The 21,617-nt window shown below is 70.5% G+C and carries 16 protein-coding genes; 8 read left to right on the forward strand and 8 right to left on the reverse strand.

Going from position 1 to position 21,617, the window contains the following annotated elements; genetic code table 11:
* Positions 1-55: 55 nt before the first annotated feature.
* Positions 56-1,822: a DEDD exonuclease domain-containing protein gene (locus tag ACX1D1_RS07470; RefSeq protein ID WP_459056519.1), complete on the reverse strand. Its 1,767-nt coding sequence runs from the start codon at positions 1,820-1,822 to the stop codon at positions 56-58.
* A gap of 209 nt (positions 1,823-2,031) precedes the next feature.
* Complete coding sequence (locus ACX1D1_RS07475; RefSeq protein WP_459056520.1) at positions 2,032-3,783, reverse strand: polysaccharide biosynthesis protein; 1,752 nt, start codon at positions 3,781-3,783, stop codon at positions 2,032-2,034.
* 460 nt (positions 3,784-4,243) lie between these two features.
* On the opposite strand from ACX1D1_RS07475, the gene ACX1D1_RS07480 reads away from it, so the two are divergent.
* Positions 4,244-4,450, forward strand: a complete 207-nt coding sequence (locus tag ACX1D1_RS07480) for a hypothetical protein (protein WP_459056521.1) — start codon at positions 4,244-4,246, stop codon at positions 4,448-4,450.
* A gap of 119 nt (positions 4,451-4,569) precedes the next feature.
* A complete protein-coding gene (locus ACX1D1_RS07485) occupies positions 4,570-5,664 on the forward strand; it encodes a C40 family peptidase (protein WP_182782580.1) in 1,095 nt (364 codons plus the stop codon).
* 54 nt (positions 5,665-5,718) lie between these two features.
* Here ACX1D1_RS07485 and ACX1D1_RS07490 read toward each other — a convergent pair whose 3' ends face one another.
* Positions 5,719-6,501: an alpha/beta hydrolase gene (locus ACX1D1_RS07490; RefSeq protein ID WP_459056522.1), complete on the reverse strand. Its 783-nt coding sequence runs from the start codon at positions 6,499-6,501 to the stop codon at positions 5,719-5,721.
* Between the two features lie 663 nt (positions 6,502-7,164).
* Between ACX1D1_RS07490 and ACX1D1_RS07495 the strand changes: the two genes are divergently transcribed.
* The 5 genes from ACX1D1_RS07495 to ACX1D1_RS07515 all read left to right on the forward strand — a co-directional run bounded on the left by ACX1D1_RS07495 (position 7,165) and on the right by ACX1D1_RS07515 (position 12,333).
* Positions 7,165-7,923: a lysophospholipid acyltransferase family protein gene (locus ACX1D1_RS07495; RefSeq protein WP_182782582.1), complete on the forward strand. Its 759-nt coding sequence runs from the start codon at positions 7,165-7,167 to the stop codon at positions 7,921-7,923.
* On the forward strand, positions 7,916-9,127 hold the full coding sequence (locus tag ACX1D1_RS07500) for a sensor histidine kinase (RefSeq protein WP_459056523.1): 1,212 nt from the start codon (positions 7,916-7,918) through the stop codon (positions 9,125-9,127). The genes ACX1D1_RS07495 and ACX1D1_RS07500 overlap by 8 nt, the downstream gene beginning before the upstream one ends.
* On the forward strand, positions 9,111-9,791 hold the full coding sequence (locus tag ACX1D1_RS07505; protein WP_459056524.1) for a response regulator: 681 nt from the start codon (positions 9,111-9,113) through the stop codon (positions 9,789-9,791). The genes ACX1D1_RS07500 and ACX1D1_RS07505 overlap by 17 nt, the downstream gene beginning before the upstream one ends.
* A gap of 131 nt (positions 9,792-9,922) precedes the next feature.
* Positions 9,923-11,308, forward strand: coding sequence for a class II 3-deoxy-7-phosphoheptulonate synthase (locus ACX1D1_RS07510; RefSeq protein ID WP_459056525.1), 1,386 nt, complete (start codon positions 9,923-9,925; stop codon positions 11,306-11,308).
* Positions 11,305-12,333 (forward strand): threonine aldolase family protein, encoded by a 1,029-nt coding sequence (locus ACX1D1_RS07515; RefSeq protein ID WP_459056526.1) that lies wholly within the window; start codon positions 11,305-11,307, stop codon positions 12,331-12,333. Before ACX1D1_RS07510 ends, ACX1D1_RS07515 begins: the two co-directional genes overlap by 4 nt.
* Before the next feature lie 173 nt (positions 12,334-12,506).
* Here ACX1D1_RS07515 and ACX1D1_RS07520 read toward each other — a convergent pair whose 3' ends face one another.
* The 3 genes from ACX1D1_RS07520 to ACX1D1_RS07530 form a co-directional block, all read right to left on the reverse strand.
* Complete coding sequence (locus tag ACX1D1_RS07520) at positions 12,507-13,715, reverse strand: hypothetical protein (RefSeq protein WP_459056527.1); 1,209 nt, start codon at positions 13,713-13,715, stop codon at positions 12,507-12,509.
* Positions 13,716-13,969: 254 nt separating this feature from the next.
* Positions 13,970-14,866: a DMT family transporter gene (locus ACX1D1_RS07525; RefSeq protein WP_459056528.1), complete on the reverse strand. Its 897-nt coding sequence runs from the start codon at positions 14,864-14,866 to the stop codon at positions 13,970-13,972.
* Between the two features lie 250 nt (positions 14,867-15,116).
* Entirely contained in the window at positions 15,117-17,297 is a 2,181-nt protein-coding gene (locus ACX1D1_RS07530; RefSeq protein WP_459056529.1) for a protein kinase domain-containing protein, read from the reverse strand.
* A 150-nt stretch (positions 17,298-17,447) separates the two neighbouring features.
* Between ACX1D1_RS07530 and ACX1D1_RS07535 the strand changes: the two genes are divergently transcribed.
* Positions 17,448-18,128 (forward strand): thiamine phosphate synthase, encoded by a 681-nt coding sequence (locus tag ACX1D1_RS07535; RefSeq protein ID WP_459056530.1) that lies wholly within the window; start codon positions 17,448-17,450, stop codon positions 18,126-18,128.
* Here ACX1D1_RS07535 and ACX1D1_RS07540 read toward each other — a convergent pair.
* Together ACX1D1_RS07540 and ACX1D1_RS07545 are read right to left on the reverse strand one after the other, a co-directional pair.
* Positions 18,118-20,490 (reverse strand): HAD-IC family P-type ATPase, encoded by a 2,373-nt coding sequence (locus tag ACX1D1_RS07540; protein ID WP_459056531.1) that lies wholly within the window; start codon positions 20,488-20,490, stop codon positions 18,118-18,120. The genes ACX1D1_RS07535 and ACX1D1_RS07540 overlap by 11 nt on opposite strands.
* Positions 20,491-20,510: 20 nt before the next feature.
* A complete protein-coding gene (locus ACX1D1_RS07545) occupies positions 20,511-21,602 on the reverse strand; it encodes a polyprenyl synthetase family protein (RefSeq protein ID WP_459054187.1) in 1,092 nt (363 codons plus the stop codon).
* Positions 21,603-21,617 lie beyond the last annotated feature (15 nt).

Consider the following 21,617-nt stretch of genomic DNA (forward strand, 5'->3'; position numbering starts at 1 on the left):
TGTACGAATTGAGGCCAAGAATGTACATGTTTGAGTGACATGATGATCACGTCCATCAGGACGCGAGGAGGGCCGCGACCGTTCGCACCAGCGGATCGTCGACCGGCAGGGGTGGGGCCGGGCCGAGGAGTTCCTCGGCGAGGGCGCCGTCGGGCAGGCCGGCGTGGAGGGGCCAGGCCCACTCGCCGTCGGTCTCGATGAGCCGGACCCCGGGCAGCTCCAGCCACGCCGCGATCCGCTCCGCCTCCTCCACGCTGCCCGCCGGCAGTCCGCCGCGGGGCGCGAGGACCGTCTCCGCCGTTGCCATGGCCCCTTCGGCGGCGGCGCGGGCGCGGGCTGAGGGCGCCGTCGTGGCGGCGGCGAGCTTGCCGTAGCGGATGACGTGGATGTCCCAACCCGCCGCCGACGGGATGGCCGCCACCAGCTGCCGGCACAGCGCCAGGGAACGGAGGCGGTGGAAGCGGATGGACGTGCGGTAGTAGGCCGTCAGGCGGTCCGAGATGGTGCCCGCTTCCTCGAAGCGCTCCTGCGCCACCAGCTTGCGCATCCGCACCCGGACGCTCCGCAGCACCGGGCGGACGTCGCCCAGCCAGCTGCTGGACACGGCCTGGGCGATGGCCGGGTACTGGGCGGCGCCGTCGCCCAGCTCGCAGGGCGCCACGCAGCGGCCCATCTCCGCCAGCGCGCAGGAGGCGGAGGCCCTCTTGGCGGAGAGGCGCGTGGTGCAGCGGCGGAGGCGGAAGGCGTCGTAGAGGGTGAGGGCCGCCTCGTCCGCGGCGTCGCGGGATCGGAAGGGGCCGAAGTAGGTGCCCTCCTGCTTGACCTGCGTGACGATCGACAGCCGCGGGAACGCCTCGTCGGTGAGTTTGAGCCAGCTCACCTTCCGCTGGTTCTTGGAGCGACGGTTGTAGCGCGGGGCCAGCGACTCGATCATCCGCAGCTCCCGCACCTCCGCCTCCAGGTCCGTGGCGCATTTCACGAACTCCACCCCGGAGGCCACCCGCACCATCTCGTGGATGCGGCCGCGCTTCTCCGCCGCGGAGAAGTAGGAGCGGACTCGACGGCGCAGGTTGGTGGACTTGCCGACGTAGAGGATCTCGCGCTTCTTCTCGCCGTCGGGGGTGACGGAATCTGTGTAGAAGAAGTAGACGCCGGCGCACTCGGGGGCACCTGTCGCCCAGGTGCGCTTGGCGCGCCTGTCCGGGGAGACCTGGAGCGCGAACTCGGTGAGGTCCTCCAGGGTGTGGACGCCGAGGTTGCCCACGCGCTCCAGCAGGCCGTGGAGGACGTCGACGGTGGCGCGGGCGTCGCTGAGGGCCCTGTGGTTGGGCTCGGTGCCGGCGCGGAAGAAGCGGGCGAGGGTGGCGAGCTTGCAGTTGGGCACCTCGTCGCGGAGGAGGGCGGTGCGGGCCAGGGCGACGGTGTCGACGACGGTGGGGCGCGGCCAGGCGAGACCGAGCTGCTCGTAGCCGCGCTTGAGGAAGCCGGTGTCGAAGCGGGCGTTGTGCGCCACGATCACCGCGCCCGCGGCGAACTCCGCGAAGGCGGGCAGCACCTGCGACGGTGGGGGAGCGGTGGCCACCATCTGGTTGGTGATGCCCGTGAGCACCTGGATCATGGCGGGGATAGGGGTGGAGGGGCGGACGAGGGTCTGGAACTCGCCGATCACCTGGCCTCCGCGCACCTTCACCGCGCCCACCTCGGTGATCTCGGAGTCCGCCGCGCCGCCGGTCGTCTCGAGGTCCACCACGACGAACGTGACCTGCGAGAGGTGGACTCCGAGGTCCTCGAACGAGGGTTGGGCGGCGGAGATCTCGGGCATGGGGATCACGGTAGAGGTGGGGTCTGACAGTTCTGGGGTGGGGGAGTCTCTCCGCTGGCCGAGGTGTGAGGAGCGCAGCGACGAGCCTCGAGGCCTATGGAAAGTGAGCTTGTCAGCTTGCGTTTCTTAGGCTTCGAGGCCGCTTCGCGGCACCTCAGCCAGCGGGGAGTGAGCGTCGCGGCTTGGCCCGGCTCAACCGGCGGGAACCCTCAGGCGAGGGAGATCAGGCGACCCATCGAGGCGGTCGGCTCGTCGACGGCCGCCGAGCGCTCGTGGGACGGGAGCTCACGGGGATCCAAGGCGGGGACGGGGACCTGGCTGATCAGCGGGTGGGTGCTGGGGGCGCGGTCCTCGGCGTCGCTGAGGAGCACCTCGTGCAGCTTCTCGCCCTGGCGGAGGCCGGTGAAGTGGATGTCGATGTCCTGCCCGGACTCGGCGATGAGGCGTTCGGCGACGTCGACGATCCTGACGGGCTGGCCCATGTCCAGGACCAGGACCTCGCCGGGGCGGCCGATGGCGCCGGCCTGGAGGACGAGCTCGCAGGCCTCGGGGATGGTCATGAAATAACGGGTCACGTCGGGGTGGGTGACGGTGACGGGGCCGCCGCGCTCGATCTGTGCCCTGAACGAGTGGAGCACGGAGCCGCGGGAGCCCAGCACGTTGCCGAAGCGCACCGACAGGTAGCGCAGGTGGTGACGCTCGGCGAACCAGGCGGTGAGGCGCTCGGCGAGGCGCTTGGTGCGTCCCAGCACGCTGGAGGCGTCGGCGGCCTTGTCGGTGGAGATGTTGACCAGGTGCTTGACGCCGGCGTCGTGGGCGCAACGCAGCACGTTGAGGGTGCCGAGCACGTTGGTCTTCCAACCCTCGTCGGGGTAGCGCTCGAGCATCGGGAGATGCTTCAGTGCAGCGGCGTGAAAGACCACGTCCGGGCGCTGGTGCTGGAACACGGCGCAGAGGGCCCCGTCGTCCCTGATGTCGCAGAGCACCATGTCGTCGGTGTCGAGGAGGCCGTTGCCGTAGAGGTCGAGCTGGACGCCGTGGAGGGCCGACTCGTCGCGGTCCAGCAGGATCAGCTTCGCGGGGCCAAGCTTCTGCAGCTGGCGGGCGATCTCCGAGCCGATAGAGCCGCCGGCGCCGGTGACCAGGACGCGTTGACCGGTGACGTAGTGGGCGATGGCGCTGAGGTCCGTCTTGACCGGGCGTCGGCCGAGGAGGTCCTCAACCTTGAACTCGCGCAGCGACGACAGCGAGATCTGGCCGCCGATCATCTCCCGCACGGGGGGCAGGATCACCAGCTGCAGGCCGGCGGCCTCGCAGCGCTGGGACACGTCCTGGATGAGCTCGGGGGAGGCGGCAGAGATGGCGAGGATCACCATGTCCGCGCCGCGCTCCCGTGCCACGTCCACCAGGTCCTTGCCGGTGCCGTTGACCCGGTAGGCGCGGACGCGGAGGAAACGCTTGGCGGGGTCGTCGTCGACGAACCCCACGATCCGGTACGGGGGCTGCTCGGCCTTGTCCACCAGCATGGCCACCTGGTGGCCGGCCTCGCCCGCGCCGTAGACGAGCGCGGGGACCGCGTCGGTGGCGACGGTGCGGGGGAGCCGGGAGGCCAGCAGGATGCGGAACAGCCAGCGGCCGGCGGCCATGAACGTGAGAGCCAGCGGGGGCGCCATCAGCGCCACGCCGCGGGGGAAGTCTGGGGTGAGGACGCTGAGCGTCAACCCGAGCGGGATTCCGGTCAGCAGCACCAGCGCACCCACCCAGGTGGCCTCGGAGAAGGAGCCAACCCGGCTGCGGCCCAGATAGACATGCGTGAGAAGCCCGAGCGCTGCCTGCAGCGTCATCGCCACACCCGTGTAGAGAATTGCCCACGACCACTGCGAGGCGGTGAGCCGAAGGTCGTACCGGATCACCACAAACACCAGCAGCGCAATCACCCAGGACAGAAGGTCCCAGCCCATCAACATCGTCCGCCGCCAGAACGACGGCAACCCCACTACACGGTTCGTCAGTGCCTGACTGACGGTTGGCCGCGCAGAGGGGACCCCCAAGTTTTCCCTGCCCATGCCGGTCAAATTACTTAGTTTCGCGACCAAACGCCATTCGTCGTTGGCGGGTGAGACGGGGCAGGGTGGGGCCGATTCGAGCCTCCGGCGAGGCTCTGACAGGCCCTCTACAGGCCTGCCATAAGCACGTGCGCCGGTTCGTGCGCCGTCGCCTGGCCGGCTTCCGCGTCGCCCACAGCGGGCGATCTTCATGTGCAGCTCATACGGCCTCGTACGCGGCATTGGCCGAAAGTTAAGGGTGCGGGAGGGGGCTCAGGGGGGGCGACGGGGGGTCTGTGGCGGGTGGTGGCCGGATGTCGCGACTCGGCGTGTCGGGGCTGCCGAAAGTGTCGGAGGGGTGGGGAAGGGTGAGGCCATGGCTACCTTGCATGTTGACTGCACCACCTGCACCGTGCGCGGAGACGCGTGCGCGGACTGCGTGATCTCCGTCCTCCTCGGCCCGCCCGGCGTGGGCCTCGAGGACTCCGAACAACGGGCGCTCACCGTCCTGGCGGATGCCGGGCTGGTCCCGCCGCTGCGGCTGAGCCACCCGGACGACGGCATACGCCATCAGGCAATGTGAGTCTGACAAGGCCTCCAGGCGGGCACGTCCGACGGGTGACACTAACTTCCGTGGGCATTTTGAGAAAAGCCTGAGGGCGCTTAAGATTCTCTCAGACTTGCCCAACGCTTGGAGTACACGTGAACCGAGTCCGACTCGCCCTGACCGGGATCGTCGCTGCCGCCCTCGTCGCCACCATGGGCGTCGCCGCCCAGGCCGACCCCGCCGCTGTGGAGAAGGCCCGCGAAGAGCTGGCCCGCATCCAGCAGGAGTCGTCGGCCATCGATCAGGAGCTGATCGAGGCCAGCGAGCGCGCCCAGCAGGCCGAGGCCAAGCTCAAGACCATCGCCGCTGACCTGCAGACGCAGGAAGCGAAGGTGTCCACGCTCGCAGACGAGATGGGCGACGTCGCCACCCTCCAGATGCGCCACGACTCCTTCAGCGTCACCGCGCAGCTGCTCACCAGCGGTTCCTCGGACAACTTCCTCAGCGGGCTCGCCGCCTACCAGAGCGAGCTAGACCGCTCCAACGCCGGCGTGCAGCAGCTCCAGCTGGACCAGGCCAAGCTCACCACCCTCCGCGAAGACGCGGCCGCCACCGAGGCCACCGTCAAGAAGGAACTCGCGACCAAGACTGTGCTCGCCGAGGAGTTCGAAGCCAAGGAGGCCGAGGCCCAGCGCGTCTACGACCGCCTCTCGGAGGAAGAGCGCCAGCGCCTCGCCGCCATCGAGGCCGAGCGTCAGGCCCGCGCCGCAGCCGAGCAGGCCGCAGCCGAGGCACGCGCCGCGGAAGCAGCCACCACCAGCCGTTCGCGTGAGACCACCGCGTCGTCGGCGCCGAAGGCAGAGACCCAGACGGCTCCCGTGACCGCCGCGTCGTCGTCGCGCGTCCAGGGCGCCATCAACGCGGCCCTCGCCAAGGTGGGAAGCGCCTACGTGTGGGGCACCTCCGGCCCCAACACCTTCGACTGCTCCGGCCTCACCAGCTACGCCTACCGCCAGGTCGGCATCACGCTGAGCCGCTCGTCGAGGACGCAGTATTCGAGCGAGGGGCGCAAGGTGTCGCTGTCGGAGATCCAGCCCGGAGACCTCGTCTTCTACTACAGCCCAGTCAGCCACGTTGCGCTGTACATCGGCAACGGCAAGATCGTCCACGCGGCCAACCCGCGCAGCGGCGTCAACGTCACGAGCCTGCACTCGATGCCCATCACGGGCGTGCGCCGCGTCGTCGGCTGAGCATTGCTTCTGTGAGAAGGCCGCCGGATTCGGCGGCCTTCTTCCACTCCCGCGTCAGTGGACGCTGGTGATGAACCGCCGCGACTCCGCGACAATCAGGTCCGCGTCGTAATCCATGGTCGCCACGTGGAAGCTCCGCTGCAACGACGCGAACCGAACGTCGCGCACCTCGCGCTTGATGATCTCCGAGCTCAGATCGTCGACGACGTGGTCCTGTGGGGACCGCATCAACAGCACCGGCGCGTCAATGCGCCGCAGCCCCGAGCGGGCCTCCCTCCACAGGTCCATCATCGTGCCCAGGCTGGCGACGGCGAACTTCGGGTAGGCCGGCTCCACGACACCCGGCTGCGCGATGTCCGAAGCGATCCCCTTCTGGGGCGGCAGCACGTGCCGCAGCCGCGATGCCACCGGGTAACGCGGATCCCGCGACGCGATCGCCGGATTGACCAGCAGCACCCCCGCGACGGTGTGCCGCGCGGCCAGATGCAGCGCCAGCGCCCCGCCCATCGACAAACCTGCCACGAACACCCGCTTCTGCTCGCCCGCAAGCTCCAGATAGGCGTCCTCGACGGCGCCGAACCAGTCCCACCAGCGCATCCGCGCCATGTCCTGCCACGACGTGCCGTGGCCGGGCAGTCTCGGCGCGACCACGCGCACGCCCGGGTACTCCTCGGCGGGGGTGGCGAGGGCCTCCGCCCACGGGCGGATGGACGCCACCGAGCCGGTGAAGCCGTGGCACATCACCACGCCGATGTCGCCGTCGCCGAGATGGAGGGGCCGGGCCTCGGGCCAGACGGGCGTCGCGGCGGGGCGGGAGAACGGCGTCGAGAAGAACATGGGTCGAGGATAGGCCCGATGCGGATCGCCCGGGGTTGGGTCGCGGGTGGCGGGTGGCTGGGTGGCGGACGCATGCCTAACCGACGGACGCCAGCCTTACAGATGGACGCCAGCGTTACAGCCGGACGCCAGCGTTACAGCCGGACGCCAGCGTTTGTGAGGGCGTGGTGAGCGCCTGCCCTACCGACGGACGCCTGCCTAGGTGACGGACGCCTGCGTTAGTGAGGCGTGGTAAGCGTGACGCCTGCGCAAATTCTTGGCGCCTGTTCTGTAGCCCAGGCGGCCGGAGTTACCGCTGGCGTCGTCGCCCGCAAGGCTGGCGTCCGTCACCTAGGCAGGCGTCCGTGCCCAGGGCAGGCGTCGGTAAGTAAGGCTGGCGTCGATCTGTAGGGCAGGCGCGATGGGGTGGCGAGCGTGACGCCAGCGCTAGTTTCTGGCGCCTGTTCTGTAGCGCTGGCGGCCAGAGTTACCGCTGGCGTCGTCGCCCACAAGGCAGGCGTTCGTCAGTAGGGCAGGCGTCGGTCCCCAAGGCAGGCGTCCGTCACCAAGACAGGCGTCGGTCCCCAAGGCAGGCGCGGACAGCGGCAGGCAGCCAACCGCGGTGCGGCGCCGGGCCCGTCAGGGACCGGATCAGCGGACGAGCGCTGCCATAGACTGCCGCCCATGTGGTACCGCTTCTTCAAGACCCTCCTCGCCCGCCCCCTCGTCAAGTACGGCTACGGGGCCAAGGTCATCGGGGCCGAGAACTTCCCGCGCACCGGCGGTGCCATCCTCGCCAGCAACCACATCGGCGCCTTGGACTCCCTCGTCGTCCCCGCCATGATGCCGCGACCTCTCACGTTCCCCGCCAAAGCCGAACTCTTCGTCGGCCAGGGCGGGCTCGGAGCCAAGGCCATGGCCTGGTTCCTCACCGTGGTGGGCATGGTGCCGATGGACCGCAGCGGCGGCCGGGCCAGCGCCGACGCCCTCGGTGCCATCTCCGACGTGCTGGCCCAGGGCCGCGTCGTCGCCATCTACCCCGAGGGCACCCGCTCGCCCGACGGCCGCCTCTACAAGGGCAAGACCGGCATGGCGCGGATCGCGCTCCAGAACGACGTGCCCGTCATCCCCGTCGGCGTCATCGGCACCAAGTCCCACAAGGGCCCCCTCGGCATCCCGTGGGCGAAACGCCCCGTCGTCATCATCGGCAAGCCGCTCGACTTCTCCGAGTTCCGGCAAACGCCCGGCAACACGAAGGTCCTCCGCTGGGTCACCGACGAGGTCCTGGCCGCCATCCAGCAGCTCACCGGGCAGGAGTACGCAGACGTCTACGCCGCGCGGGTCAAGCATGGCGACCTGGAAGTCCCCGGCTCCGACGCCTTCCTCCTCCCGCGCCCCGGCGGCGGGCCCAAGCCCCAGGTGGAGGCCAGGCCGGGTGAGTGACCGGCCCCGGCCGCCGTCGACCCTGCGCCGGCCGCCCGTGGGGACCCTCGGATTCCGCGACCCCTCAGACCTCCTCGGCCGCGTCTACGGTGTCGCGGTGGTGGCCAGATCCCTCCTCGGACTGCATGCCGTCTTCGTCAACCTCTTCTATGTGGTGCACTACACGGACCGGCCGGTGGGCGTCGTCGCCGCCACCGTCGCGCTGATCGCCTGGCACTGCTTCATCTCGTGGCGGATGCGCACCCCCGCGCACCGAACCTGGCAGGCGCATGTGGCGGACCTCGGCGTGACGGTCGCGCTCATCCTCACCACCCTGCTCACGGTGCCGCCCGGCGGGGCGCCGCTGTCGCTGGCCGGCTACTGGATCAGCGGCTGCGCGGCTTACGCCGCCATCTTCCTCGGCACCCGGTGGGGCGTCGGGTTCGCGCTGGTGACCTCCGCGGCGCTGCTCGGCCCGCCGTCGCACTTCGTGCTCGAACGCCTCGGCGCCGCGTTCGTCACCGTCATCCTCATCGCCTGCCTCGGCGTGCTCATCGAGCAGTTCCGCGCCACCCTCGTCGAACAGGAACAGGAACGCGCCCGCTCCGCCGCGCTCGCCGAAAGGCAGCGACTCTCACGCATCGTCCACGACGGCGCCCTCCAGGTGCTGGCGCTCGTGGAGCGGGAGGGGCCGTCGCTCGGGGGTCGCGGGGTGCGGCTGGCGGCCCTGGCCCGCGAGTCCGAGGCCCAGCTGCGGGTGCTCCTCCAGGACCGCGAATACGCCCCCGTCCAGCACACCGAACGCGTGGACCTCGCCGCCGCCCTTGACCGCTACCACTCGGGCAACGTCACCGTCTCGACGATGGCCAGCGGCGTCACCGTGCCGCGCGGCCTCGCCGAGGAGGTGGAGGCGGCCCTCACGGAGATCCTCACCAACGTCGCCTCCCACGCCGGCGCGGATGCCCAGGCCTGGATCCTGCTGGATCAGGAACGAGACGACGAAGTGATCCTCTGGGTCCGCGACAATGGAGTCGGCATGACCCCGGAGCAGGTGGTTCAGGCCGCCGAGTCCGGCCGGATGGGCATCAAGGATTCGATCGTGGGACGGATGGCGGCCCTCGGCGGGTCCGCGATGCTCAAGACCTCACCGGGCGCCGGGACGGAATGGGAGCTGCGGTTCCCCATCGATGGCAAGGCAGGGAGCAGCAGTGACGCACACGTCTGAGGTCCACGAGCGTCGACGCGTGATGCTCGTCGACGACCACCCCATGTGGATCGACGCCCTCAGCGAAGATCTCACCGAGGTGGGATTCGAGATTGTCGCGGTGGCCAAGAGCGGCGTCGAATGCGTTGCCCGGGCACGGGCCGCGAAGCCGGAGATCGTCGTGATGGACCTCAAGATCCCCGAGCCCGACGGCGCCACCTGCATCGAGCTGCTGCTGCGCGAATTCCCGGACCTGCAGGTGCTGGTGATCTCCGCGTCCGGCGAGCGCGACGACGTGCTCCGGGCCATGAAGGCCGGCGCGAAGGGCTACCTGGTGAAGTCGGCGTCGAAGGAGGAACTGATCGACGGCGTGCGCCGGACCGCGGCCGGCGACGCGGTGTTCACGCCCGGGCTGGCCGGACTGGTGCTGGGGGAGTTCCGCCGCATGGTCAACGTGGCGCGGGCGCTCAACGAGGAGAGCCCGGGGCTGACGTCGCGGGAGATCGAGGTGCTTCGGCGGGTGGCGAAGGGGATGGCGTACCGGGAGATCGCCGACGAGCTGTTCGTGTCGCACCGGACTGTGCAGAACCACGTGCACAACGTGTTGCGGAAGTTGCAGCTGCACAACCGGGTGGAGTTGACGCTGTACGCGATCGACCAGGGGTGGCACGACCCCTCGGCCTAGCCGCTGATGCACGCTGACAAGGTCACTCTTCTTAGGCTTCGAGGCCGCTTCGCGGCTCCTCAGCCAGCAGGGGGGTCCACCGTCGGTTCCCGGGGCGGGGGGTCTGCGGGCGGTGCAGTAACCTACGCACCATGTCGAGCATCATCTCCCGGGAAGAACTACGCGCGCTGCCGATGGTCCAGCAGCCGTCGTACCCGGACCAGGCCGCCCTGGACAAGACCATCGACGCGCTCGAGTCGCTGCCCCCACTGGTGTTCGCCGGCGAGTGCGACGACCTGCGCGCCAAGTTGGCCGACGTCGCCGACGGGCGCGCGTTCCTCCTGCAGGGCGGCGACTGCGCCGAAACCTTCGCCGCCGTCACCGCGCAGAACATCAAGTCCAAGCTGCTGGTCCAGCTCTCGATGGCCGTGGTCATGACCTACGCCGCGCAGGTCCCCGTCATCAAGGTGGGCCGCATCGCCGGGCAGTACGCCAAGCCGCGCTCCAACAACCTGGAGACCCGCGGAGACGTGTCGCTGCCCGCCTACCGTGGCGACGCCATCAACGGCTTCGACTTCACCCCCGAGGACCGCGCCCACGACCCGGGCCGCCTCCTGCAGGTCTACAACTCCTCGGCCGCCACCCTCAACCTCGTGCGCGCCTTCGTCAAGGGCGGCTTCGCAGACCTCCGCGGCGTGCACACCTGGAACGGGCAGTTCGTCCGCGACTCCGCCGTCGAGGCCGAATACGAGGAGCTCGCCTCCGAGATCGACCGCGCCCTGGCGTTCATGGTGGCCTGCGGCGTCCACGACTCCGCCCTCAACACCGTCGACTTCTACGCCTCCCACGAGGCGCTGCTGCTCGAGTACGAGCGCGCGCTGACCCGCGTCGACTCCCGCTCGCAGGAGCTCTACACCTGCTCCGGCCACATGCTGTGGATCGGGGAACGCACCCGGCAGCTCGACGGCGCCCACGTGGAGCTGCTGCGCCGCGTGCAGAACCCGCTCGGCATCAAGCTCGGCCCCACCACCACCGCCGAACAGGCCATCGCGCTCGCGGACCGGCTGGACCCGCACCGCGTCCCCGGACGCATCACCTTCATCACCCGGATTGGCGCCAAGTTGGTCCGCGACGTCCTGCCCGGCGTCATCAAGGGCGTCGAGGCCACGGGCCGCAAGGTGGCCTGGGTGTGCGACCCGATGCACGGCAACACCTTCGAGGCCGCCAACGGCTACAAGACGCGCTCCTTCACCGACGTCGTCGACGAGGTCAACGGATTCTTCGACGTCCACGAGGAGCTCGGCACCTGGCCCGGCGGCCTGCACGTGGAGCTCACCGGCGACGACGTCACCGAGTGCGTCGGCGGCGTGATGAACCTCATGGAGGAGGACCTCGCCAACCGCTACGAGACGGTGTGCGACCCTCGCCTCAACCGCAACCAGTCGCTGGAGCTGGCGTTCACCGTCGCCCAACGGCTGCGCTCCGGCCGGCTGAAGCGGGTGAACCCGGTCCAGGAATACATGGCGAGGGAGCTGTGATCGATCTCCGCTCGGACACCGTAACCCGGCCCAGCGCCGGCATGCTCGCAGCGATGGTCGAGGCCCCCGTCGGCGACGACGTGTACGGCGAGGACCCGACTGTCGCGGCGCTCGAACAGCGCGTGGCCGGGTTGTTCGGCAAGGAGGCGGGGCTGTTCTGCGCCACCGGTTCGCTGTCCAACCTGCTCGGCATCTGGCTCCACACCGAGCCCGGCCGGGAGGTGCTGTGCGACGCGTACGCGCACATCGCGCGCGCCGAGATGGGCGCGCACGGCGCCCTGCACGGGGTGACGATGCGGACGTGGGTCTCGACGTCGGGGCGGTTGGTGGCAGACGACGCCCTCGCCCTGGTGGCCGTGAAGTGCCGTCCGTACCTGGTGGAGACCGCCTGTGTCGCGGTGGAGGACACCCACAACTTCGGCGGCGGCACGGTGCAGTCCTTCACCGAGCTGAGCGCCCTCAGCGAGGGCGCGCGGGAGTTGGGCGTGGCCACACACCTCGATGGGGCCCGGTTGGGCAACGCGGTCGCGGTGACGGGCCGGGCGATGAGCGACTACGGCTCCCTGTTCGACACCGTCTCGTTCTGCCTGTCCAAGGGACTCGGTGCCCCCGTCGGGAGCGTTCTCGTGGGGACGGCCGACGAGATGGCGCGGGCCCGCGTGCAGCGCAAGCGGCTGGGCGCCGGATGGCGTCAGGCGGGGCTGCTGGCGGCCGCGGGGCTGTATGCCGTCGAGCACAACATGGACCGGATCGTCGATGATCACCGGGCCGCCTCGATGCTGGCCAGGGCCATCAACGAGGCGTGCCCGGGTGCGGTCGACGAGTCGTCGGTGGAGACCAACATCGTGCTGATCCCGGTGGCCGGGGCTCCTGCGGTGGCTGCCGGGCTGGCCGAGCAGGGGGTGAAGGTCAGCGTGCTCGGGCCGTCGTCGCTGCGCGCCGTGACGCACTTGGATGTCACCGAGGAGGAGTGTCGCGGGGCGGGCGCCCTCATCGGCGCCGCGCTCGCGTCGCGCCCCGCCTGACCCTCTTCCTCCGGAGTTTCGGGTGTGGGTTTCGATCGGGCTGGGTATGGGTTTGAGCCGATGGATGGGTTCGTGGAGACTCTCCCGCGTGAGCTGAGCGTGGCCTGCTCCGCGAACCCATCCATCGGCTCAAACCCCACCCCCCAGCAGGGCCCCCCAAGGGCCGCGCTCGCTCAGGCGTCGTAGGTCAGCTCCGCGATGGGGCGCGGCCAGGCGCCCAGCTGCTGCCACACGAAGTCGGGGACGCGGGCGAAGAAGCCGTGCAGGAACCTGGACGCGGCGTCGATGTCCTCGGGCTCCCAACTCCCGCCGCCACCCACCAGGATCCGGCCTCCGGAGATCGCGAACTTTGGTGCCTTGCCCGCCATCAGGTACTCCATCTGGCGCTGATGCATCACGTCCGAGGCGAACCGCGGCGCGGGGGTGCGCACCTTGTAGCGCCGGTTGAACTCCTCCCACTCGAACTTCTGCGACGGCCCCAGCAACTCCCAGTTCACCGACAGGTCCTGGAACGGGAACGTGGTGCGGAACTCGCACAGCTCCTCGCTGTGGTGGCGGGTCTCGGTGTGGGTGCGGCCCTGCGCGTCGGTGCGGGTGTGCGTGGTGTCCCAGTCGTGACGGAGCCGCATGAACGGGAGGCCTCCGTTGTCGGAGAAGATGATGTCGCTCGCCCGGTGGTTGTGACCGCCGCCGGTGTGATCGAGTAGCTGGAGGTAGGAGTCGTCGCGGGGGACGTAGGTCCACTCCGGGCGGCCGTAGAAGCTGAGCGACGGCGGGGGCGGCGGGGCGTGGAATGTCGCGGCTGGGGAGGCGAGGATCCGGGCGCGTGTCGCGGCGAGCTGCTCCACGGCCGCGGCCAGCACGTCGGCCTCCTTTGGCGCGTCGATGAGGACCAGGTGCTCGCCGTCGACGGTGACCCGGTACGGCCCGGTCAGCGTCGGGGCGGCGGCCGCAACGAGGGCCTGTGCGTAGGCCGGGTCGCCCGCGGCTGCGGTGAGCTCGCCGAGCAGCATCGTCTGGCCGGGGAGGCTCAGCTTCGGCGCGGGACCGCGGAAGACCTCGGCGGGAAGGAGGGAGCGGCCCAGCGGCATGGTCACGACGTAGCCGCCGGACTTCCATTGGGAGCACTTGTAGCGGAACGCGGAGAACTCGGTGCCGTCGGAGGCGCGGCCGATGATCTGGTCGTCGACGTCGCGCTTGAAACCCAGGCCGAACGGCGGCACGTTGAGCCCGTAGGCGATGGAGATCGACGGCGACGTGACGAAGGTCCAGCCGCGCTCGGTGAGCTCCTTGACGTACAGGTGCCGCCGAATGCCCCAGACGGCACCCACGGCGGCGGCGAGCGCGACGACGGCGAACAGGATCCAGACGATCTCGGACATGGGGTGATTGTTCCTTTCTCGCTCCATGAGGAAGGTCCGCCCGCGGAGCGGCGTGGACCTGTCACTTCTCGCTCCCTGAGGAAGGTCCGCCCGCGGAGCGGCGTGGACCTGTCTCGAAGGGTCGTGGCCCGAACCTACACACACTCGGGGGCCATCAGGCCGGGGGTGGGCCTGCAACTTGCTATCCATAGAGCGGCATCTGCATATATCCACAGAAGCCGCTCTATGGATAGCAAGTTGCAGAGGGGCAACGGTCAGCGGATGGACGCGACCTCAGGAATCGTCGAGGGGCGACGGGGGAGGACCGCGAGCAGCAGCGCGGCCATGACGAGTGACCCGCCCACCGCCATCGTCACCGTGAACGGCTCGAACCCGAAGCCCACCGCGAACACCGCCGCCCACAGAGGCTCGGTACACATGATCACCGCCGCGGGGGTGGCCGCGACCTGGCTCTGCCCCCAACTCTGCAGCAGCAACGCCACCGCCCCGCAGACGATCCCCAGGTACAGCAACTGGGCCCACGTCACCGCATCCGTCGGCAGCGGCTCGCGCAGCAACGCCCAGATCACCAGGCTCGCCACCGCGCCGGACCCTGCCTGGGCGAGGGTTAGCTGGATGACGTTGCGCCTGGTCACGTGCCGGCCGAGCAGCACGATGTGGACGGCATAGATGGCGGCGCTCAGCAGGGTGAGCGCGGCGCCGACGGCGAAGTTGCTCGACCCGCCGTCGTGCCCCACCGCGAGCACCGAGATCCCCGCGACAGTCAAGCCCACCGCCACCCAGGTGGCCGCCGGCTGCCGTTGGCGGAGGAACACTGCCGTGATCAGTGCGGTGAACACCACGTAGGTGGCCGTGAGGAATCCGGTGGTCGACGGCGCGATCAGCTGCAGGCCCAGCGTCTGCGTGGCCAACCCGGCCAGAAGCAGCAACCCGAGCCCCGCCCCGGTGGCCGCCTCCCGCAGCGGCATCCGCAACCGGTGCGGGAACATCAGCGCGAGCGTGATCCCGGTGAGGATCAGCCGCAGGGAGACGACGCCGAGTGGGGAGAGTGTGGCGAACGCGCTCTTGGTGACCACGACGGTGGACCCCCACGCGACGGCGGCCACCAGCAGCGCGGCGACGGGCAGCCAGGCGCCGCGGGGGTAGGTCACCGGGACACGCTAGCGCGTGCCTGTCGTTCGACGGGCTCCGAGCGTGGTCGACGGGTGCCTTGGCGGCGCCTGCGGTTGTGTGAAATCGCTGTCCCGCCTTCGCGCCTGCGCTAAGTCTCGCGGCCCGCGCTGTAGCACGGGCGGTGTGACTTAACGCAGGCGACTGCGAGGCGCCTGCGATAAAGGGCAGGCGTGGGGAGTTAACGCAGGCGTCGGGACTTATCGCAGGCGAGGGGACTGAACGCAGGCGTCAGGCGATGAAGAGGACCACCGTGGTGCCGACCGGGACCGACGTCCCCTCGGCGGGATCAGTGCCGGAGGCGATATTCAACGCGATCGGGAAGTCCGACGACAACCGCACCTCCACCTTCAGATCCAGGTCCTCGAGCAGTTTCGTCGCCTCTTCGGTGCTCTTCAACCGCACCTCAGGGATGGTCACCATCACCGGCCCTAGCGACTTCGTGATGGTGATCGTGTCTCCGCGCTTCCCGTTGCCGGACTTCACGTCCTGCTGGATCACGCGGCCGGCCTCGACGGTGGGGGAGTTCTCCTCCTGCACCTTGACCTTGAACCCGAGCTCTTCCAGCCGCTTGACGGCGTCGTCGGCCACCTCTCCGGTGGTGTCGGGGATGGCGATCGGCTCCGGCCCCTTCGAGACCGTCAGGTTGATCTCAGTGCCCGGCTTCAGCTGCGCCCCCACCTCCTGAGACGCCGTCAGCACCTGCCCCACCGGCGCCGTCTCGGAGAACGCCTCCGTGACCGTGCCCACCGTCATCCTGCCCTCGACGATGGCCCGCTCAGCATCCGGCAGCGCGGCACCCACCACCTCCGGCATCGGGTACCGCTCCGGGCCCTTCGAGATCACGATGCTGACCGTGGAGCCGCGCAGCAGCCGGTCACCCGCCGTCGGATCCGTGCTGATCACCAGCCCGGCGGGCACCGTCTCGGAGTACGCCTCGCTGGAGGACACCTCCAGTGCATTGGCGGTGGCGGCCTCCCCGGCCTTAGCGGCGTTAAGGTTGGTCATCGCGGGGACCGTGGTGAACCGGCCCGCCATCCACCACCACGAGCCGAATCCGGCCCCCGCGGTGAGCATCACGACCAGCAGCACCGCGATCACCCCGCGTCGCCGTCGATGCACAGGGTCGTGCGAGATATGGAGCTGCGGGAACACGGGCGTGCGGTGGCTGCGGGGAGCCGAGCTCGGCTGAGGTCTCGGCGACACCGGGGACTGCCCCGTGCGCGACCCGGCCGCCCCCGACCCCGCCCGCGACCCAGCCCCGGCCCCCGTCCGCGGCCCAGCCGTCGATCCCGGCATCGACACCCCGGCGGCGAACCCGGCCCCCGCGACACCAGCCCCCGCGACACCAGCCCCCGCGACACCACCGCCCTGCGGACGCCACTGTTCACCCTCGCGCCGCACGACGACGGTCTCGGGCGAGTTCGGCGACACCGGCCTGGGGCGCTCCGAGGTCCGCGGGTACCCCGCGACCGTCTCGTCCTCCGCCGGGCTCGCCGGCAGGATCGCGGCCGCCAGCGCAGGGTTGTCCGACCCGCCGGTGCGCGCCAGCTCGTGCCGCACGCGCCGCACGGCGGTGAGCAGCTCGCGGCCGTCGGCGATTCGCGCCCGCGGGTCGCGCGCCACGCAGGCCAGCACGATCGTGTCGATGTAGTCCGGGATCTGCCAGTCCGCCGCGTGCCCGATCTCCGCCAGCCGATCCGACGGCCGCTCGATGTCGACGTTCACGTGCCGGTAGGCGATCTGATAGTTGTTCTCGCCGGTGTGGGGCTTGCGGCCGGTGAGCATCTCGAAGAGCACGACGCCGGCGGAGTAGATGTCGCTGCGGGAATCCGGCCGCGAGTGCGTCACGAGCTCCGGCGGCAGGTAGCTGGCGGTGCCGACGAGCACGCCGGTGGCCGTCATCTGCGGCGAACCCACCTGGCGCGCCAACCCGAAGTCGGCCACCTTCACCTGCCCGCGCGTGGTGATCATCACGTTCTCGGGCTTGATGTCGCGGTGCACCACCCCGGCCTCGTGCGCGGCCGCCAGAGCCGCGGCCACCTGCTCGAAGATCTCCAGCGCGCGCTCGGGGGGAAGCGGGGCCTCCCGGCTGATCACCCGGCGCAACGTCTCGCCGTCGATGAACTCCATCACGATGTAGGGCTGCCCCTGCGAGGTGCCCTGGTCGAAGACGCTGACGACGGCGGGGTGGCTGAGCACGGCGGCGGAGCGGGCCTCGCGGTCGAACTTGGCCGCGAACTCGTCGTCCTCGCCGAGGTCGCTGCGCATCACCTTGACTGCCACCGCGCGCGACAGGCGTAGGTCGCGCGCGCGATAGACCGTGGCCATGCCGCCGCGCGCAACTTTCGCCACAATCTCGTAGCGGTCGTCGAGCACGTGACCGACCAACGGGTCGAAAGTGCTGTTCATACCACTCCATGCACGGTCGGGGAAGAGGCCGTACGAGCCCGTCTGGACCCCGAGTGTAGTGCCGTCGCGGGGTCCAGCCCACGCCGGAGGCGCGGCGAGTCGGCCAAGAAGGGGGTCGCGCCGCCCCGCCTGCGGCTAAATTGGGCTTTCATGACAGCCCTCGTCGGACTCAAGACCCGCCTGCGCCTGGCGCGCCTCGCCGTCGTCATCCCGCCGGACAAGGCTGAGCCGGAGGCCGCGGACTTCGCGGCCCACGGCGCCGACCTGCTCCTCTTCACGCGCGGTGAACGCAGCGTGGAGGAGGCCGCGGAGGTGATCGACGTGGCCCGCAGGCGGCTCTTCGGGCTGCAGACCATCGTGGCCACGGATTCGGCGGACGTCGGCGAGGCGTCCAAGGCCGACGTCGTGTACTACCGACGGCCCGGCTGGCGCCCGTTCGGGTTCCGGAGGCCGCACGATTACTCCCTGCTGGGCCGCTCCATCGACGGCGCGGACCAGGGGGACGCGGTGGACGGCGATCCGTTCAACTTCGCGTTCGTCGGGCCCGCCGTCGACGACGACCGGGTCACGGACGCGCTGGAGGAGATGGCTCGGCGCTACCCGCCGATGGCGCTCCCGGCCGGGCCGGTGTGGTTCGCGGCGGGAGGCATCGATCCGGGCAACGTGGCCGCCGTGATCGCGGCGGGCGCGAGGAGGGTGACGGTGTCGAGCTCGGTGTTCCGCTCGGACGAGCCGTTCGCCGTCACGCAGGCGCTGGCCGACGCGCTCAAGGCTGCGTGGGTCGCGGAGCCGGGCGCCGAGGCCTACGGCCAGGACGCCTTCACGGCCTGACGGGCGGAGCCCACAGGCGGGTCGAATCGCCGCGGATGACCGCCGTGATCCACCACGCCGCCTCCACCGCGACCATGCCCGTCGCGCCCGCGACGAGGCCCACCGTCAGCGCCGCCGCATTCGTCGTGTCGAGCTGCAGCGCGTCGTGCCACACGGGGATGTAGAACATGAGGAAGTAGAACCCGTACGCGAACGCCACCAGCCCCACCCTCCACCAGTAGTAGGGCCGCGCGACGGTGGCCAGCACCCACGTGGCGGTCATGATCAGCGCGATGAGGGTGGCCGTCGACGCCTGCTGCTGCACCGTGTCGGACACCTCGCCGAAGCCGCGGGTCATCACGTAGGTGACCGTGGCCACCGCGGTCACCGTGAGGCCACCGGGCACCGCGACCGTCAACGTCCTGCGCACGAAGCCCGGCCGCGCCCGCTCCCGGTTGGGGGCGAGGCTGAGCAGGAACGCCGGGATGCCGATGGTGAACCACCCCACCACCGTCATCTGCAGCGGCAGGAACGGGTTCGGCAGCCCCATCAGCCCGATCACCAGCGCCAGACCCACCGCGTAGATCGTCTTGGTGAGGAACAGCTTGGCCACCCGCTCGATGTTGCCGATCACCCGCCGCCCCTCCGCGACGACGTAGGGGAGCGTGGCGAACCTGTCGTCGAGCAGCACGATCTGCGACACCGCCCGCGTGGCCGGCGCCCCGGATCCCATCGCCACCCCCAGATCGGCGTCCTTGAGCGCCAGCACGTCGTTGACGCCGTCGCCGGTCATCGCCACCACCTGCCCGCGGTGCTGCAACGCCCGGACCATCTGCCGCTTCTGCTCCGGGACCACCCGGCCGAACACGTCGTTGGCCTCGACGGCGTCCGCCAGCTCCTCGGAGCCGCCGGCGGGAAGGGAGCGGGCGTCGATCGGGTCGCCGATGTCGACGCCCAGCGAGCGGGTGACGGCCCCGACGGAGGCCGCGTTGTCGCCCGAGATCACCTTCACCCGCACGCCCTGCTCCTGGAAGTAAGCCAGCGTGTCCGCCGCGTCCGGGCGGGTCAGCTGGTCCAGCACCACCAGCGCCAGGGGGGTGAGGTGCCCGGGGGCGTCATCGTCGTCCACCCGCGCGGCGCAGCTGCCCAGCATCAGCACGCGGCGCCCGGACGCGGCGATGGCGTCGGCGTGCGCGGCGACGGCGGGCTCGGCCAGCACGTCCGGCGCGCCCAGCACCCATGTCTCACCAGTGCCGAAGCTCGCCCCGGACCATTTCTTGGCCGAGGTGAACGGCGCCCGGGCGGTCACCGGCCACGGCTCCGCTGCCGGCCCGATGGCCGCGGCCACGGCCTGCATCGACGCGTTGGGCGCGGGATCCGCCGCAACGAGCTGCGCGAGCACCTCGCGGGCGCGGGCGTCGTCGCCGGCGAGGCACACGATCTCGCCGAGCGTCATCGCGTTCTGGGTGAGGGTGCCGGTCTTGTCCGCGCACACCACGCTCACCCGCGCCAGGCCCTCGATCGCGGGCAGCTCCTGCACCAGGCACTGCCGCCGGCCCAACCGGATGACACCCAGCGCGAATGCCATGGAGGTCAGCAGTACCAACCCCTCCGGCACCATCGGCACCAGCGCCCCCACCATCCGCAGCGCCGACTCCTGCCATGTCGTGTCCGGCTGGTTGAACTGCACGTAGATGGTCAGCGCGCCCACCGGAACCAGCAGGAACGAGACGTACTTGAGGATCTGGTTGATGCCCTGACGCAGCTCCGAGTGCACCAGCGTGAACTTCGCGGCCTGCGCCGTGATCTGCGCGGCGTAGGCCTCGGCGCCGATCTTCTCCGCGGTGTAGGCGCCGGACCCGGACACGACGAAGGCGCCAGAGAGCACCTCGTCGCCTGGGCCCTTGGCCACCGGGTCCGCCTCGCCCGTCAGCAGCGACTCGTCCACCTCCAGGTAGTCCGCCGCCACCACGGTCCCGTCGACGACGATCTGATCCCCCGGATGGACGACGATGAGGTCGTCGATCACCACGTCGTCGCGGGCGATCTGGCGGCGCTCGCCGTCGCGCACGACGACGGGGTGCGCCTCGCCGACCACCGCCAGATTGTCCAGGGTGCGCTTGGCCCGCAGCTCCTGAATGATGCCGATGATGGAGTTGAAGACGATGAGCGTTGAGAACAACCCCTGGCTCGGGCTGCCTGTGCTGAGCACGATGACGAAGAGCACGAACAGGATGCCGTTGACGCGGGTCACCACGTTGGCCCGCACGATGCCCCACGTGGTCCGGCCGGAGCGCGACGGCAGGGTGTTGACCTGCCCGGCGGCCACCCGCCGCGTGACCTCGGCAGAGCTCAGCCCCCTCAGCTCAGGGTCAGTGGTCACTCTGCACGCTCAGCTCCGGGTCAGTGTGCACGCTGCACGCTCCGCGCGGCGAGCTCGCCCAGCGCGGTGCGGCCGTCGGGGGTGAGGTTCGCCCTGTCCAGCACGGCGAGCGCGCGGGTGAGGCTGTCGTCGATGATGCCCTCCACGTGGGCGCGGGCGCCGGACTCGTCGATGAGCCGGCCGGCGTGGGAGACGTCGGCGTCGGTCAGGCCCGGCGTGCCGAGGATGCCCTCCAGCTCGGCCGCGGCCTCCGGGGCCGAGTCGGCGAGCGCGCGCAGCACCAGGACGGTGCGCTTGCCCTCGCGGATGTCGCCGCCGTAGGGCTTGCCGGTGACGGCCTCGTCGCCGTAGACGCCCAGCACGTCGTCGCGGAGCTGGAAGGCGCGCCCGATGATGGAGCCGAACTCGCCGAGCGCGTCGATGAGGGCGTCGTCGGCGCCCGCGAGCGCGGCCCCGATCTGGGCGGGCCGACGGATGGAGTAGCTGGCAGACTTGTACTCCAGCACGCGCTGCGCCACGTCCAGCTCATCGGCGACGGTGACCGCGCCGGTCACGCCGTACTGGGCGGCGACGTCGAGGTACTGCCCGGCGGTGACTTCGGCCCGCATGAGGCTGAGCAGCGGGCGCGCCCGGTCCAGGTGCGCGGCGCCGGAGGAGTCCACCAGGTCCACGCTCCACATCAGCAGCAGGTCCCCGAGCAGGATGGCCGACGAGGCGCCGAACTCGGCGGCGGCGCCGCGACCCTCCTGCCCGACGTGGAGCTGCTCGAAGCGCTTGTGGGCGGCGGGGAGGCCGCGGCGGGTGTCGGCGTCGTCGATGAGGTCGTCGTGGACCAGGGCGCTGACGTGCAGCAGGTCCAGGGAGGAGGCCACCTTGAGGAGGGGCGCGTCGTCGTGCGCGTGTCCGGCCGCCGCCACGTAGGACCAGTAGCAGTAGGCGGGCCGCAGCCGCTTCCCGCCGGAGGTGCCTTCGCGGGCCACCTCCAGCAGCGCGGTGGCGCCGATGGCCGTGAGCATGGGCTCCTGAGCGGCCAGGTAGGCGTCGATCGTTTCGCTGACCGCGGACAGCAGCGGCGCACCGAGCGGGGAGGAGGGGTCCAGGGAGCGGCTCACGGTTCGAGCTTAGTA

Source organism: Tessaracoccus luoxuelianae, from assembly GCF_054483915.1.

Bases quoted from the DNA above. Each gene is read 5' to 3' on its own strand.
- ACX1D1_RS07510 (WP_459056525.1), top strand. From the start codon at position 9,923: ATGTCGAGCATCATCTCCCGGGAAGAACTACGCGCGCTGCCGATGGTC.
- ACX1D1_RS07495 (WP_182782582.1), top strand. From the start codon at position 7,165: ATGTGGTACCGCTTCTTCAAGACCCTCCTCGCCCGCCCCCTCGTCAAG.
- ACX1D1_RS07490 (WP_459056522.1), bottom strand. From the start codon at position 6,501: ATGTTCTTCTCGACGCCGTTCTCCCGCCCCGCCGCGACGCCCGTCTGG.
- ACX1D1_RS07530 (WP_459056529.1), bottom strand. From the start codon at position 17,297: ATGAACAGCACTTTCGACCCGTTGGTCGGTCACGTGCTCGACGACCGC.
- ACX1D1_RS07480 (WP_459056521.1), top strand. From the start codon at position 4,244: ATGGCTACCTTGCATGTTGACTGCACCACCTGCACCGTGCGCGGAGAC.
- ACX1D1_RS07535 (WP_459056530.1), top strand. From the start codon at position 17,448: ATGACAGCCCTCGTCGGACTCAAGACCCGCCTGCGCCTGGCGCGCCTC.
- ACX1D1_RS07470 (WP_459056519.1), bottom strand. From the start codon at position 1,822: ATGCCCGAGATCTCCGCCGCCCAACCCTCGTTCGAGGACCTCGGAGTC.
- ACX1D1_RS07520 (WP_459056527.1), bottom strand. From the start codon at position 13,715: ATGTCCGAGATCGTCTGGATCCTGTTCGCCGTCGTCGCGCTCGCCGCC.
- ACX1D1_RS07475 (WP_459056520.1), bottom strand. From the start codon at position 3,783: ATGGGCTGGGACCTTCTGTCCTGGGTGATTGCGCTGCTGGTGTTTGTG.